Origin of the sequence: Streptomyces sp. NPDC059009 (assembly GCF_042740175.1) — a bacterium.
Lineage (GTDB): Bacteria > Actinomycetota > Actinomycetes > Streptomycetales > Streptomycetaceae > Streptomyces.
In genome coordinates this window covers 27,469-42,408 of the sequence record NZ_JBHYJB010000022.1, presented here as the reverse complement: position 1 = coordinate 42,408, position 14,940 = coordinate 27,469, and the positions used below count along the sequence as shown (strand labels likewise).

Here is a 14,940-nt window from a genome sequence, read left to right as displayed (position 1 = left end):
TGCCCGGCTGCGTTCGCTCACCCGGGATGAGAACCTCCCCGGGTGAGCGACCAGCCAAGCGAGACGCCATCGGCCCCCACCCACGACGAGGCGCACGGCGGTGCGCTCGGTGCCCGGCTCAACTGGCTGCGGGCCGCCGTGCTCGGCGCCAACGACGGCGTGGTCTCCACGGCCGGCATCGTCGTGGGTGTCGCGGGCGCCACCGACGACCGCGGCACGCTCCTGACGGCGGGCCTCGCCGGGCTGCTCGCCGGGTCCATGTCCATGGCCGCGGGCGAGTACGTCTCGGTCTCCACCCAGCGCGACTCGGAGAAGGCCGCGCTCGCCCTGGAGAAGCGGGAGCTGCGCGAGCAGCCCGAGGCCGAACTGGCCGAACTGACCGAGCTGTTGGAGCAGCGCGGGCTCAGCGGCGAGGTGGCCCGCGAGGCCGCCCGCGAGCTCACCGAGCGGGACGCGCTGCGCGCCCACGCGCGCGTGGAGCTCGGCATCGACCCCGACGACCTCACCAACCCCTGGCACGCGGCGGCGGCCAGCTTCGTCGCCTTCACCTGCGGCGCGCTGCTTCCGCTCCTCGCCATCGTGCTGCCGCCCGCCGACTGGCGGCTGCCCGTCACGGTGCTCTCCGTCCTCGCCGCCCTCGCCCTCACCGGCTGGTCCAGCGCGCGCCTCGGCTCGGCGGCGGTGGGCCCCGCCGTGGTGCGGAACATGGCGGGCGGGGCGCTCGCGATGGCCGTGACGTACGGGGCGGGGACGCTGCTCGGGGCGGTCGGGGTGTGAACGCGGGGGCCCGCGAAGCCGCATGTGTGCCAAAGGTTTGCGGGCGGGCCTTTGGCGGAGATCGCCAACAACTCCCCTCGTACCCCCGGTAATACTTGTCGGTAACAACCCCTAGCGGCGACCCACCACCCGTTCTACGGTGCACGCATGCCGCCGAACCTGCCCGATGTCGTGCTGTGGTCCATACCTGCCTTCGTGCTGCTCACGATCGTCGAGATCGTCAGCCATCGGATCCATCCCGACGAGGACGCCGCCGGGTACGAGACGAAGGACGCCGCCACCAGCATCACCATGGGCCTCGGCAGCCTCGTCTTCGACTTTCTGTGGAAGATCCCGATCGTCGCGATCTACTCGGCGGTGTACGCGCTGACGCCGCTGCACGTGCCGGTCCTGTGGTGGACCGTCCCGCTGATGCTGCTCGCGCAGGACTTCTTCTACTACTGGTCCCACCGCGGCCACCACGTCATCCGCATCCTGTGGGCCTGCCACGTGGTGCACCACTCCAGCCGCAAGTTCAACCTCACGACGGCGCTGCGCCAGCCCTGGACGAGCCTCACGGTCTGGCCGTTCTACCTGCCGCTCATCGCCTGCGGCGTGCACCCCGCGGCGCTCGCCTTCTGCTCCTCGGCCAACCTCGTCTACCAGTTCTGGATCCACACCGAACGCATCGACAAGATGTGGCGCCCCTTCGAGTACGTCTTCAACACGCCCTCCCACCACCGCGTCCACCACGCCTCCCAAGGCGGCTACCTGGACCGGAACTTCGGCGGCATCCTGATCATCTGGGACCGGATGTTCGGCTCCTGGGTCGCCGAGACCGAGCGCCCCGTGTACGGCCTGACGAAGAACATCTCCACGTACAACCCGCTGCGCGTCGCCACGCACGAGTACGTCTCGATCGCCAAGGACCTGAAGGCGGCGGAGAGTTGGCGGGAACGGGCGGGGAGGGTGTTCGGGGGGCCGGGGTGGCAGCCCGGGCCGACGGAGAGCCGCCCCGCGTCCTCACAGCAGCCTGAGCGCGCCACGGAGACGGCGGCGTGACGGACGGCAACGCACGTACCGTTGTGGGCAGGCGTTCCGCACGGCGGAACGGGTGGGCACAACCACACGTGCCGGGCGCCCTTTTGACGGCTTTCGCCGTAGCCTCCCTAGGGGACCTGGCAAGCCTCGCGGCAGGCTGGCACGGCGGCCACGTCGTACTCAAGCCGCTGCTGATGCCCCTGCTCATGGCGTACGCGGCCGGCCAGGGCGCCCCACGGCTCCTGCTCGCCGCCCTCCTCTTCGGCTGGGGCGGCGACACCCTGCTCCTGTCCGACAAGGACCCCGCCTTCCTCGCCGGAATGGCCTCCTTCGCGGCCGGCCACATCTGCTACCTCCTCCTGTTCCGCCGCCACGGCACCGCACACCCGAACCCGCGCGGGGCCCTGCTCGTCGCCGCGTACGCCCTGGCCCTCGTCACCACCGTCGCGCTGCTCTGGCCCGACCTGCCCGCCGATATGCGCGGGCCCGTCGCCGGGTACAGCCTGCTGCTCACCGCGATGGCCTTCGGGGCGAGCAGGCTCGGGCTCACGGCCGCGGCCGGGGGCGCGCTCTTCCTGCTGTCGGACACGCTCATCGCGACCGGCGTCGCCGAGTGGCCGCAGGCGCCCAGGCCGGACCTCTGGATCATGCTCACGTATCTCGCGGCGCAGTATCTGCTGGCGAGCGCCGTCCTCGGGGCGGCCGGGGCGCGCGCCCTGCCGACCCCGGCGTACCGTGACAGGAGTACCCCGAGCACCACCGCCTGACCTGCACAAAGGAACCACCCCATGCGCGCCACCACCATCCACGCCCCCTACGACATGCGGGTGGAGGACGTGCCCGAGCCCGTGATCCAGCTGCCCACCGACGCGGTGGTGCGGGTGTTGCGGGCCTGCATCTGCGGCAGCGACCTGTGGGCGTACCGGGGTGAGGCCGCGCGGCAGGCGGGGCAGCGCATCGGCCACGAGTTCCTCGGGATCGTGGAGGAGACCGGGGGCGAGGTCTCCGGGGTCCGGCGCGGTGACCTGGTCGTGGCGCCCTTCATGTGGTCCGACGGGGTGTGCGACTACTGCCGCGAGGGCCTGACGACGTCGTGCGAGCACGGCGGGTTCTGGGGCTCGGCCGGTTACGACGGCGGGCAGGGCGAGGCCGTGCGGGTCCCCTTCGCGGACGGCACCCTCGTCACGCTGCCCTCGGCGGCGGCCTCCGACGAGCGGCTCCTGACCGCGCTGCTCAGCCTCTCCGACGTGCTGGGCACCGGGCACCACGCGGCGCTCGGCGCGGGGGTGCGGCCCGGGGCCACGACGGTGGTCGTCGGGGACGGCGCGGTCGGCCTGTGCGCGGTCCTCGCGGCCAGGCGCCTCGGCGCCGAGCGGATCATCGCGCTCGGCCGCCACCAGGCCCGTACGGACATCGCGCGCCGCTTCGGCGCCACCGACGTCGTCGCCGAGCGCGGCGAGGAGGCCGTGGCGGCCGTCCGTGAACTGACCGGCGGACAGGGCGCGCACGCCGTCGTCGAGGCGGTCGGCACCGAGCAGTCCATGCGCACCGCCGTGCACGTCACCCGGGACGGCGGCGCCATCGGCTTCGTCGGCGTCCCGCACGGCAGCGGCACCGGGCTCGACCTGAGCGCCATGTTCGACCGGAACATCGCGCTGCGCGGCGGTGTCGCGCCCGTGCGGGCGTACATCCCGGAGCTGCTCCCCGACGTGCTCGACGGCACCCTCGACCCCTCGCCCGTCTTCGACATGACGGTGGACCTGGAGGGCGTGCCGGACGGCTACAAGGCGATGGACGAGCGCACGGCCCTGAAGGTCCTCGTCACCAACTGACAGAGCCGACTGGCAGAGCCGACTGACAGAACCGACTGGCAGACCCGGCGGGGGAGTTCAGCTCACCAGCGGATCGGCAGCGGCACCGCCGTGAGCAGCGCCGACACGGCCACCACCACGCCGAGCGCGATCACCTCGCCGCGCGCGGGGGAGTAGGCGGTGAGCCGGTCGCCGCCGCCCCGCAGCCGCCGCCGGGCAAGCACCGCGAGCACCGCGACGGCCACCACGAACAGCAGCTTGGCCACCAGCACACGCCCGTACGCCGTCTCGGTGAGCTGGTCGAGGATCGTGCCGGGCGGCATCCGGCGCAGCGAGCTGCACACGCCCGTCGCGGTGATCGCGGCGAACAGGACGGCGGCCACGCGCGCGTACAGGCCGAGCACCCCGGCGGCGGCCTCCGGGGCGGACTGCCGCCAGCGGCGCAGCGTCCGCAGCACATACAGGAGCCCGCCCGCCCACAGCGCCCCGCTCGTCAGATGCACCAGGGTGAGTCCGGAGCCGACGAGCGGGCTGTCCTCCACCGGCGGGTGGGCGCGCAGGGCCTCCGCGACGATCACGGCGGCCAGCGGCAGGGCGGCCGTCGAGGGGCGCCGTGAACGCCCGCACAGGGCCGCCACCAGGAAGGCGTTGACCTCCAGGAGGGCGAGCCGGCCGTCCCGCGATTGGTAGAGCCCGCCCACATCCATGTCCGAAAGGCTGTGCGGTACGAGGTTGCCGGTCGCCACCACCGAGGCGAGCCCGAGCGCCGCCACGAACCCCGCCCAGGCCGCGTACGCCCCCCAGCCCTCCGGCGCCCGCTCCAGCGGCGCCCTCGGCACCCGCCGGGCGAGCCGCGTCGCGAACACCTCGCCCAGCTGCACACAGAGCGCGGCGAACAGCACGCCCCGCAGGAGCGTGATGCCCGGCGTGCCCGGCGCCTCGGCCTCCCCGGTGCCGCGCAGCGCCATCGAGGGGCCGAGCAGCGGGACCAGGGCGGCCACCGCCACCAGGACGAGAACGGCGACGGCGGTGCCCGAGGACGGGCGGCGGTGGGTGCCGCGGGTCGAGGGGCGCGCGGGGGCGGCTTCGGCGGTCGCCTCGCCTCCGGGTTCGGCTGACGGTCGTATGGAACTCACCACAAGATCTTCACCAGGGGTGCCCACAACGGGCAAGTCCTGGCAAACAACTGGCGCAATGCCGTTGCGCCCGGCGCCGCCGCCTCAGTGCCACTCGGGTGCGTCGGCGCCCCAACGGCCCGGCGGGCACGCCCAGTTGTCCGGTCCGCCGGTGAAGGAGACCGGGGGCAGCGCGTGCCGCAGCCGCCCCAGCGGACTGTCCGTCTCGGTGCGCCAGGGCGCGGGGTCGTACACGGTGCCGGTGCTTCCGTACGCCCGCGTGCCGAGGCCGCCCGTCAAGAGGCCCGCCGTCCGCGCGAGCGCGAGGCGTACGGAGTGCGTGCCGCCGCTCTGGGCCCGCTCGGTCAGTGCGCGCAGCACGGCGGCCGCCAGCAGATACCCGGTGCCGTGGTCGAGCGCCTGCGCGGGCAGCGCGCCCGGATGGTCGGGGGTCCCTTCCACGGTGGCGATGCCCGTGGCCACCTGCACAAGGCTGTCGAAGCCCCGCCGCCCCGCCCACGGCCCGTGGTCGCCCCACGCGGAGAGCCGGGCGAGCACGAGGCCCGGCCGCCGCTCGGCCAGCGCCTGCGGAGCGAGCCCGAACCGGTCGAGGGCGCCCGGCCGGTAGCCGGTGACCACGACGTCGGCCCGCTCCAGGAGCTCCTCGAACGTACGCCGGTCCGCGCGCCCTTCGAGGTCGAGCACGGCGGAGCGCTTCCCGAAGCCGGTGTCCGTGTGCTGGTCGGGGAGTTCGGGCAGGCGGGGCGAGTCGATCCGCAGGACGTCGGCGCCGAGCAGCGCGAGGGTGCGGGTCGCGACGGGGCCCGCGATGACGCGGGTGAGGTCGAGCACGCGGAGCCCGGCGGCGGGCAGCAGAGGATCCCCGTCGAGCACGGACAGCCCCCGCACCGGCCCCTCGCCCACCCGCTCCCGCACCACCAGCGGCCGCTCGGCCACCGCGGCCCCCTGCGGATGCGCGACCCACTCCTTCGGGGTGCGCAGCGCGACGGCGAGGCCACCGGCCGCGTACACGGCGTCCTCCACCTCCACGGCGGGGCGCTCCGCGATCCGGGCGGCCACCACCTCGACCGGCGCGTCGTCCCCGCCCAGGCCGAGCGCGGCCAGCAACCGCGCCCGGTGGTGCGGGTAGTTGGCGTGGGTGCGCACCCAGCCGTCCGCGGTGCGCCAGAACCGGGACAGCGGCGCGAAGGTCACCGGCGCCCGTCCGTCCACCAGGAGATGCCGCTCGCTGGCGAAGGCCGTCGCCACCGCCCCGTCGTCGAGCCGGACCTGGGGCACGGCGTCCCGGCCGGTGCGCACCGCCGTCAGCTCGGCGGCGGCGAGCGCGCAGGCCCCCACGCAGGCCCGGGCCAGCTCCATGACGGGCAGCCGTGCGGGCAGCGCCCCGTCCCGTACGACGGTCGAGACATCCGCGGGCAGGGCGGGGTCACCGCCCAGGGCGGTCCAGAGGGAACGGGTGCCGTCGAGGGGGGACATGGCTGAGTGCGTCATACAAGCACTATGCCGCCAGGCGCGGTGCCGTGTCGGCCGGTCGCGCGGGTTCTCCGCTCTCGCGAAGGGCCGGGCGACCATGGCCGCCCGGCCCGACTCACCCACGCCGTGGGCTACTTGCACATCAGGTGAGCTACTTGCGCACGGCGTCCAGGGCGTCGGCCATGCCGACCCCGTAGAAGCCGTTCTTGTTCTTGCCGCCCTCGCACACCGCGTCGACCTTGCCGTCGCCGTCGATGTCGTACGGGTTGGTGCACTCGGTGGCGTCGGCCTCGCGGTACAGGAGGGCCTTCACCTGGCGGGCCGAGGCGTGCGGGTGGGCCGACTTGACCAGGGCCGCGACGCCCGCGACGTGCGGGGAGGCCATCGAAGTGCCGGACTTGTAGCCGAACTTGTTGCCCGGCAGCGTCGACAGGATGCCGCCATTGACCGCCGGGGCCTGCGGCGGCTGGTACTTCGTGGAGTCACCGCCGGGGGCCGCGATGTCGACGACGCCCTTGCCGTAGTTCGAGTACGAGGACTTCAGGCCCTTCGCGCCGGTCGCGGAGACCGTGACGACACCCGGGAGCTGCGAGGGGATGTCGAAGCAGTCGGCGGTCTTGATGGTCCGCTTGGTGGGCGTCGTGTCGTCGGGGCTGGAGTCGTCGACGAGCTCCTCCTGGGCGAGGTCCGTCTCCGCGTTACCGGCCGCCGCCACATTCACGGCGCCCTTGCGCTCCGCGTACCGGGTGGCCCGGCCCACGGCGTCGACGAGGGCCTTCTGGTCCGCGTCCGTCGTGCAGTTGAAGAGCCACGGGTCGGTGTAGTAGCTGGAGTTGGTGACGTCCACGCCGTGGTCGGCCGCCCACAGGAAGCCGCAGACCACGGCCTCCGTGTAGTACATGCCGGTGGCGGGCTCGGCCACCTTCAGGCTCGCGACCTTCACGCCCGGCGCGACACCGGTGACGCCCGTGCCGTTCTTCGCGGCGGCGATGGTGCCCGCCACGTGCATGCCGTGGTCGCTCTCCTTGGCCACCGGACGCCATGCGTCGCCCTTCTGCGTGGGCACGCCGCCCAGGCAGCTCGCGGACGCCTTGCGGTCGAAGTTCGGGGCGATGTCCGGGTGCGTGTCGTCGACGCCGGAGTCGAGCACGCCGACGGTGACGTCCCGGCTGCCCAGCGAGACCTTGTGCGCCTGGTCCGCCTTGATCGCGGGCAGGTCCCACTGCAGCGGCTCGAGTTCGTCCTGGCCGGCCTTGGCGCCACCGGCCGCCTTCCTCGCCTCGGCGGCGGTCAGCGTCCGCTCCGCGTCGGTCGCGTCATCGGCCTGCGCGGACAGCGGCGCGGTGCGTGTGGCGCCCGCCGAGGCCACCCCGCGGACCTTCCGCAGCGTCTTCGCGAAGTCCGGGTTCGCGGAGTGCGCGACGATCACGCCTATCTGCTTGTACGCGATGACGACGGTGCCGCCCGCCTTGGCGACCGCCTTCTCCACCTCCCGCGAACTGCCGTGCTTCGAGCGGAGGTTGATGACATAGCTCATCGACGAGGCGTCCGCGGCCTGCGCCCCGAGGGACCCGGAGGCCGCTGAGGCACCGGAGGCCGAGCCGGAGGTGTCCGGCAGCGCGGGCCGCGCCGACGCCGAGCCGGGCAGCAGGGCGAGCGCCGCGACGGCCGCGACGCCGAGCGGGAGGGCCAGGGCGCGCCGGGAGCGCGCCAGAGGTGCGGTCATGGTGTGGAGTCCCCTCACTTCTTCACGGCGTCGAGCGCGTCGACGATCCCGTAGCCGTAGAAGCCGTTCCTGTTCTTGTCGCCCTTGCAGACCGCGTCGACCTTGCCGTCGCCGTCCGGGTCGTACGGGGCGGTCGGGCAACCCGGGTTGTCCGCCTGGGACTTGAGCATCCGCTGCAGCTGGGCCGGGCCCGCCTTGGGGTGCGTGGACTTCAGCAGCGCGGCCACCCCGGCCGCGTGCGGGGACGCCATCGACGTGCCCTGGAGGTAGGCGTACTCGCCGCCCGGCATCGTCGAGAGGATCCCGCCGTTCTTCGACGGGGTGTCCGGGATCTGGTACTTGCGGTCGCCGCCCGGGGCCGCCACGTCCACGACGCCGTTGCCGTAGCTGGAGTAGTACGACTTCGCGCCCTTCACACCCGTCGCGCTGATCGTGGCGACACCCGGCAACTGGGTCGGTACGTCAAAGCACTTGTGCGGGTCGATGGTGCGCGGGACGGGGGTCGAGTCGTCGGGGCTGGAGTCGTCGACGATCGCGTCGGAGTCCAGGTCGTGGTTGGAGTTGCCCGCCGAGGCGAGGTTCAGGGTGCCCTTCTTCTGGGCGTACAGCTGGGCCCGGTTCACCGCGTCGACGATGGCCCGCTGGTCCGGGTCGTCCATGCAGTTGTAGAGCCACGGGTCCACGTAGTAGCTGCTGTTGGTGACCTCGACGCCGTGGTCGGCGGCGAACACGAAGGCGCAGACCACGCTCTCCGGGTAGAACAGCTCGGTGGCCGGGTCGGCCACGCGGATGCCCGCGACCTTCACGCCGGGCGCCACGCCCGCGACGCCGACCCCGTTGCGGGCGGCGGCTATCTCACCGGCCACGTGCGTGCCGTGGTAGTGCTCCTTCTTCGCCGGGCGCCAGGCGCCGGACGAGGTGTCCGCCTTGCCGCCGACACAGCTCGCGGACTGCGAGGGCGAGAAGTTGGGGGCGAGGTCGGGGTGGGTGTCGTCCACGCCGGTGTCGATGACGCCGACGGTCACCTTCTTGCTGCCCGGGTTGATCGCGGCGGCCTTGTCGGCGCCTATCGCGCGCAGGTCCCACTGATCGGCTTCCATGGGTTCGGCGTCCGCGGCCGAACCCCCGCCCTGCGCGGCGGACTTGGCGTTCAGGGCCTTCGCCCGCGCCTTCGACACGTACTCCGGGGCGCCGTCCTGCGTCGTGCCCGCCGCCGTCAGCGGCGCCGTGCGCGTCGCGCCCGCCGACTGCACACCGCGCACGTCCCGTATTCGCTTCCCGAAGTCCGGGTTCGCGGAGTGCGCGACGATGACGCCGATCTTCGGGTACGTGGCGACGACGGTGCCGTCCGCCTTGGCTATGGCCTTCTTCACGTACTCCACCGTCCGGTGATCCGGGCGGGTGTTGACGACGTACGCCAGCTTCGGGGCGTCCGCGTCCGCGGCCGTCGCGCGCGCCGGAGCGCCCGCCGGGGCGGCTGTCGCGGCGCCGGGCGCGAAGCCGAGCGTGGCGGCGAGCGCCATGCCGAGCGGCACGGTCAGGGCGAGCCGGCGTCTGGAACGCAGATGAGCCATGGGATCTCCACATCATCCGGAAACGGAGCTGCCCGAACACAGTTGGTGCTCGGGCAGTCAGGTGCATGACGGGTGGTTCAGGGTGAAGTTATCCCCCGAACTCCCTGGTCAGCAACGACTTCTTGAAGAAACCGTGGAGTTGGCTGACGCCGGGCGCGCCGTCGCGGCGTTGAGCAGCGCGAGAAGCAACATCGACCCCCTGTCGGATCACGCGCCTTGGCCTTAGCATCACCATCCTCGGTCCGCGTGATCCTCGTCACTCCCCAGGTGGTTCGAGCACGTTCGAGCCACTCGAGCAAGAGAGCACACATGGACCAGAAGTCCGTCCCCATCACACCCGCACCACGAGGAGAAGACTCCGTGGCCACCGACGCAACACCACCACCCCCGGACGGGCCGGCCCCCGCCGCTCCCCAAGGGCCGACCACGGAGGAGTTCATCGCGGTGCAGGAGAGCGCCGAGTTCGGTGAACTGCGCCGTGCCCACCGCTCGTTCGCCTTCCCGCTCACCGTCGCCTTCATCGCCTGGTACCTGGTGTACGTCCTGCTGTCGAACTACGCGGGCGACTTCATGGGCACCAAGGTCGTCGGCAACATCAACGTCGCCCTCGTCCTCGGCCTCGCCCAGTTCCTGACCACGTTCCTCATCGCCTGGTGGTACTCGCGGCACGCCGCGACCAAGCTCGACCCCAAGGCCGAGGCCATCAAGTCCCGTATGGAGGGCGGCGCATGAGCCCCGCAATGACCCTCGTCGCCGCCGGCGAGGCCAGCGAGCACCGGCCGCTGATCATCACCCTGTTCGCGGTGTTCGTCGCCGCGACCCTCGTCATCACCGTCTGGGCGGGCCGCCAGACCAAGGACGCCGCCGACTTCTACGCGGGCGGCCGCCAGTTCACCGGCTTCCAGAACGGCCTCGCCGTCTCCGGCGACTACATGTCGGCGGCATCCTTCCTCGGCATCGCGGGCGCCATCGCCCTCTTCGGGTACGACGGCTTCCTCTACTCGATCGGCTTCCTCGTCGCCTGGCTGGTGGCCCTGCTCCTGGTCGCCGAACCGCTGCGCAACTCCGGCCGGTACACGATGGGCGACGTCCTCGCGTACCGCATGCGCCAGCGCCCGGTGCGCACCGCGGCGGGCACCTCCACCATCGTCGTCTCGATCTTCTATCTGCTCGCGCAGATGGCGGGCGCGGGCGTCCTCGTCTCGCTGCTGCTCGGCATCAAGAGCGACGCGGGCAAGGTCGGCATCGTCGCCCTCGTCGGCGTCCTGATGATCGTGTACGTGACGATCGGCGGCATGAAGGGCACCACGTGGGTGCAGATGGTCAAGGCCGTCCTGCTCATCGCGGGCACGCTGCTGCTGACCTTCCTGGTCCTGCTGAAGTTCGACTTCAACATCTCGGACCTGCTCGGCACGGCGGCCGACAACAGCGGCCAGGGCAGCAAGTTCCTCGAACCCGGCCTCAAATACGGCAAGACGGGCACCAGCAAGCTGGACTTCATCTCGCTCGGCATCGCCCTGGTCCTCGGCACCGCGGGCCTGCCGCACATCCTGATCCGCTTCTACACGGTGCCGACGGCCAAGGCCGCCCGTAAGTCCGTGAACTGGGCGATCGGCATCATCGGCGCGTTCTACCTGATGACGATCGCGCTCGGCTTCGGCGCCGCCGCGCTCATCAAGCCCGACGAGATCATCAAGTCCAACCCGGCGGGCAACACGGCGGCTCCCTTGCTGGCGTTGCACCTGGGAGGCACCGACTCCAACTGGGGCGCCATCCTGCTCGCCACCATCTCGGCGGTCGCCTTCGCCACGATCCTCGCGGTTGTCGCGGGCCTCACCCTCGCCTCGTCCTCCTCGTTCGCGCACGACATCTACGCGAACGTCATCAAGAAGGGCAAGGCGACAGAGAAGGAGGAGCTGCGCGCCGCGCGCGGGGCCACCGTCGTCATCGGCATCATCTCCATCGCCCTGGGCGCGCTCGCCCGCGACATGAACGTGGCCGGTCTGGTGGCCCTCGCCTTCGCGGTCGCCGCCTCCGCCAACCTCCCGACGATCCTCTACAGCCTCTTCTGGAAGCGCTTCACCACCCAGGGCGCGCTGTGGTCGATCTACGGCGGCCTGTTCACGGCGGTCTTCCTGGTCCTCTTCTCCCCGGTCGTCTCCGGCAACCCGAAGTCGTCGATGTTCAAGGGCGTCGACTTCCACTGGTTCCCGCTGGAGAACCCCGGCATCATCTCGATCCCGGTCGGCTTCCTGCTCGGCTGGCTCGGCACGATGCTCTCGAAGGAGGAGCCGGACAAGGGCAAGTACGCCGAGCTGGAGGTGCGCTCGCTCACCGGCACCGGGGCGCACTGAGTGAACCGCAGCTGACCGGATCCGCGCACGTCAGAGGCCGTGTCGTAGAGAGTCGTAGATCTCTACGACACGGCCCGCGCGCTCCTCGTGGGATCGGGCCCCTGCTCGTGTCAGTGCCGTCACGTAGGCTCGAAGATGCAGAGCCGAACTACTGATCCGGAACAGGGGAGGGGGCCCAACGTGCTCATCGACACCTACGGCCGAGTGGCCACCGATCTGCGGGTCTCACTGACCGATCGGTGCAATCTCCGCTGCACGTACTGCATGCCCGAAGAGGGCCTCCAGTGGCTGGCCAAGCCGGACCTGCTGACGGACGACGAGATCGTCCGCCTCGTCCGCATCGCCGTCACCCGCCTCGGCATCAGGGAAGTCCGCTTCACCGGCGGCGAGCCCCTGCTGCGCCCCGGCCTCGTCGGCATCGTCGAGCGCTGCGCCCAGCTGGAGCCCCGCCCCAAGATGTCCCTGACGACGAACGGCATCGGACTCAAGCGCACCGCGAAGGCCCTCAAGGCCGCCGGGCTCGACCGGGTCAACGTCTCCCTGGACACCCTCCGCCCCGACGTCTTCAAGACCCTCACCCGCCGCGACCGCCACAAGGACGTCCTGGAGGGCCTCGAGGCCGCCCGCGACGCGGGACTCACCCCGGTCAAGGTCAACACGGTCCTGATGCCGGGGCTGAACGAGGACGAGGCCCCCGACCTCCTCGCCTGGGCCGTGGAGCACGACTACGAGCTCCGCTTCATCGAGCAGATGCCCCTGGACGCCCAGCACGGCTGGAAGCGCGACGGCATGATCACCGCCGGTGACATCCTGACCTCGCTCCGCACCCGCTTCGAGCTCACGGAGGAGGGCGCGGGCGAGCGCGGCTCCGCCCCCGCCGAGCGCTGGATCGTGGACGGCGGCCCGCACCGCGTCGGCGTCATCGCCTCCGTGACCCGCCCCTTCTGCGCGGCCTGCGACCGCACCCGCCTCACCGCCGACGGCCAGGTCCGCACCTGCCTGTTCGCCACGGAGGAGACGGACCTGCGAGTGGCCCTGCGCACCGAGTCCCCCGACACCCAGGCGGCGGACGAGGAGATCGCCCGCATCTGGAAGCTCGCGATGTGGGGCAAGAAGGCAGGCTCGGGCCTGGACGACCCGTCGTTCCTGCAGCCGGAGAGGCCGATGTCGGCGATCGGCGGATGACCCTTATAACTTAACGGGGACGTGCCGCGCGCTGTAGTATTCCCAGCGTTGTGAGCGGCCGTCGCCGGTCACGACGGAAGGCCCCGACTCCGGCAAGAGTGAGGCCCTCCGCGCAGTAGTTCACGAGCCCGGTCGCCCAAGACTCGACCGGGCTCGCTGCGTGTGCAGCGACGGTCGTTGCGGCCGTGCCGTGCGTGGGCGCCCTACTGGACGTACTGCCCCACACATCCGGTGATCGCTACGAGTAAGCCGAGCAATCCGATGGAGACCTGCCACTTCTCGGGGCCGGTCCACCGCTTGCGCGGCTTCCGCTGACGATCATTCATTTGTTCACCCCCCTTCGGCTGTCGCCGCTCCGGCGGGGGACGCGGAGCGCTCGAAGTATGTCACGGGGGACCCGGTGCCTGGCACCGGAACTACATGATTGATCTGAGCTTTTCTTGAGCTTGGCGGCAGGTCAGAGCGGCCCAATAGCCCCTGGAGGGTGGGTAGTTGGCGTACGGGGCGGTCCGCTCAGCGCTCCGTGTCCGGTCGCTCAGCGCTCCGCGTCCGGGCCACCGCCGTCGCGGGACTCCCACTCCTCGAGAGTCACCACTTCCTTCAACATTCCGCGCACGCCCAGGAATTGGGAGAGGTGCTCGCGGTGTTCCTCACATGCGAGCCACGTCTTGCGGCGCTCCGGGGTGTGAATCTTCGGGTTGTTCCAAGCCAGTACCCACACCGCGGCGGCGCGGCAGCCCTTGGCCGAACAGATCGGGATTTCGTCACTCACACGTACATCCAAGTGCGTTCAAAACAAGGCGACGCCGAGCAGCCACGGGGGGAGCTGCCCGGCGTCGGTCTGTCGCTCCGACGGGGGATGCGGAGCGCGTACGAAGTATGTCATGGGGGACCCGGTGCCTGGCACCGGAACTACATGATTGATCTGAGCTTTCTTTGAGCTTGGCGCATCGTCGACGGTCAGCCCTGCTCCGGCGCGGAAGCGCCGCGCTCCTCGCGCGGGGCGCCCGCGGCATCCTCCGGGACGGGTTCCGCGGCCGCGCTCGGTGACGGCGCCGCGAGCATCGGCCGCGACGGCGCCGGTACGAAGGTCGACGGCAGCGAGGGCGCGTTCTCCCGGCCCGCGTTGGCGATCACCACGGAGACGTACGGCAGGAAGATGCCGAGCACCAGTGCGACCAGGGCGACATGACGCTCCACGTTCCACAGCACGGCCGCCGCAATGACCGAAACCGTACGGACGGACATGGAGATCACGTACCGGCGCTGCCTGCCGCGCACATCGTCCGCGAGCCCCTGCCTGGCCCCCGTGATCCGGAAGACCTCGGCGCTGCTCTGCTTCCGCATCACGTTCCACCACCTGCCCTGTCGCCGAGCTCTCCCCGGCCCGGACATCCCTCACGTTACGCCGCGGCTCCGCCGCCTACGAGACCGGGGCACCTCTGACCTCGGCGACGTGGCTGCGCCGTGCCACGTATGGCGGTGTCCGACATGCGCCGTATGGCGGACGGGTCGAAACTGGGCGTACTGCTCATGTCGAGCCGTATGAGGAGGCAGCTATGGGCTGGTTGTGGGCGATCATCGTGGGACTCGTGCTGGGGCTGATCGCCAAGGCGATCCTGCCCGGAAAGCAGCACAGCCCGCTCTGGCTGACCACCGTGTTCGGCATCATCGGCGGAGTCCTGGGCAACTGGCTCGCCACCAAGTTCGGCATCAACGAGACCAAGGGCATCGACTGGGGGCGGCACGCGCTGCAGCTCGCGGCGGCCGTCGTCATCGTCGGTGTCGGAGACGTGATCTACAAGGCGATCAAGGGCGACAGACAGGCGGCCTAGGCGCCGGCGGCGGACACACATGAAGCGGGGCCGGTCCACAATGACCGGC

General features: G+C 71.5%; 15 protein-coding genes. 8 read left to right on the top strand and 7 right to left on the bottom strand.

Translation table 11 applies throughout. The features are described from left to right. The first annotated feature begins 42 nt into the window (after nt 1-42). The 4 genes from ACFWYM_RS22205 to ACFWYM_RS22190 all read left to right on the top strand — a co-directional run bounded on the left by ACFWYM_RS22205 (nt 43) and on the right by ACFWYM_RS22190 (nt 3,629). Nucleotides 43-777, top strand: coding sequence for a VIT family protein (locus tag ACFWYM_RS22205; RefSeq protein WP_384839732.1), 735 nt, complete (start codon nt 43-45; stop codon nt 775-777). Between the two features lie 147 nt (nt 778-924). Beyond that, entirely contained in the window at nt 925-1,818 is an 894-nt protein-coding gene (locus tag ACFWYM_RS22200; protein WP_384839729.1) for a sterol desaturase family protein, read from the top strand. 23 nt (nt 1,819-1,841) lie between these two features. After that, entirely contained in the window at nt 1,842-2,564 is a 723-nt protein-coding gene (locus tag ACFWYM_RS22195) for a lysoplasmalogenase (protein WP_384840032.1), read from the top strand. A gap of 21 nt (nt 2,565-2,585) precedes the next feature. Further along, complete coding sequence (locus tag ACFWYM_RS22190; RefSeq protein WP_384839726.1) at nt 2,586-3,629, top strand: zinc-dependent alcohol dehydrogenase family protein; 1,044 nt, start codon at nt 2,586-2,588, stop codon at nt 3,627-3,629. 62 nt (nt 3,630-3,691) lie between these two features. Here ACFWYM_RS22190 and ACFWYM_RS22185 read toward each other — a convergent pair whose 3' ends face one another. From ACFWYM_RS22185 to ACFWYM_RS22170, 4 genes are all read right to left on the bottom strand, one after another. Continuing rightward, nucleotides 3,692-4,747, bottom strand: a complete 1,056-nt coding sequence (locus ACFWYM_RS22185) for a CopD family protein (RefSeq protein WP_384839723.1) — start codon at nt 4,745-4,747, stop codon at nt 3,692-3,694. An 81-nt stretch (nt 4,748-4,828) separates the two neighbouring features. After that, on the bottom strand, nt 4,829-6,235 hold the full coding sequence (locus ACFWYM_RS22180) for a CoA transferase (RefSeq protein WP_384839720.1): 1,407 nt from the start codon (nt 6,233-6,235) through the stop codon (nt 4,829-4,831). 133 nt (nt 6,236-6,368) lie between these two features. Beyond that, the gene (locus ACFWYM_RS22175; RefSeq protein WP_384839717.1) at nt 6,369-7,943 is read right to left on the bottom strand and encodes a S8 family serine peptidase; all 1,575 of its coding nucleotides are present in this window, start codon (nt 7,941-7,943) and stop codon (nt 6,369-6,371) included. Between the two features lie 14 nt (nt 7,944-7,957). Beyond that, nucleotides 7,958-9,517, bottom strand: coding sequence for a S8 family serine peptidase (locus tag ACFWYM_RS22170; protein WP_384839714.1), 1,560 nt, complete (start codon nt 9,515-9,517; stop codon nt 7,958-7,960). A 360-nt stretch (nt 9,518-9,877) separates the two neighbouring features. On the opposite strand from ACFWYM_RS22170, the gene ACFWYM_RS22165 reads away from it, so the two are divergent. From ACFWYM_RS22165 to moaA, 3 genes are all read left to right on the top strand, one after another. Further along, nucleotides 9,878-10,249: a DUF485 domain-containing protein gene (locus ACFWYM_RS22165; protein ID WP_384839711.1), complete on the top strand. Its 372-nt coding sequence runs from the start codon at nt 9,878-9,880 to the stop codon at nt 10,247-10,249. After that, on the top strand, nt 10,246-11,871 hold the full coding sequence (locus ACFWYM_RS22160) for a cation acetate symporter (protein ID WP_384839708.1): 1,626 nt from the start codon (nt 10,246-10,248) through the stop codon (nt 11,869-11,871). Before ACFWYM_RS22165 ends, ACFWYM_RS22160 begins: the two co-directional genes overlap by 4 nt. A 180-nt stretch (nt 11,872-12,051) precedes the next feature. After that, complete coding sequence (moaA, locus tag ACFWYM_RS22155; RefSeq protein WP_384839705.1) at nt 12,052-13,056, top strand: GTP 3',8-cyclase MoaA; 1,005 nt, start codon at nt 12,052-12,054, stop codon at nt 13,054-13,056. Nucleotides 13,057-13,259: 203 nt separating this feature from the next. On the opposite strand, the gene ACFWYM_RS22150 is transcribed toward moaA, so the two are convergent. The 3 genes from ACFWYM_RS22150 to ACFWYM_RS22140 form a co-directional block, all read right to left on the bottom strand. Beyond that, nucleotides 13,260-13,382 (bottom strand): hypothetical protein, encoded by a 123-nt coding sequence (locus tag ACFWYM_RS22150; protein WP_384839702.1) that lies wholly within the window; start codon nt 13,380-13,382, stop codon nt 13,260-13,262. A 209-nt stretch (nt 13,383-13,591) separates the two neighbouring features. Next, nucleotides 13,592-13,828, bottom strand: coding sequence for a hypothetical protein (locus ACFWYM_RS22145; RefSeq protein WP_384839699.1), 237 nt, complete (start codon nt 13,826-13,828; stop codon nt 13,592-13,594). A gap of 188 nt (nt 13,829-14,016) precedes the next feature. After that, complete coding sequence (locus ACFWYM_RS22140; RefSeq protein ID WP_384839696.1) at nt 14,017-14,403, bottom strand: DUF3099 domain-containing protein; 387 nt, start codon at nt 14,401-14,403, stop codon at nt 14,017-14,019. Between the two features lie 212 nt (nt 14,404-14,615). Here ACFWYM_RS22140 and ACFWYM_RS22135 point away from each other — a divergent pair, with 212 nt between their 5' ends. Then, nucleotides 14,616-14,891: a GlsB/YeaQ/YmgE family stress response membrane protein gene (locus ACFWYM_RS22135; RefSeq protein ID WP_384839692.1), complete on the top strand. Its 276-nt coding sequence runs from the start codon at nt 14,616-14,618 to the stop codon at nt 14,889-14,891. The last annotated feature ends 49 nt before the right edge of the window (nt 14,892-14,940 follow it).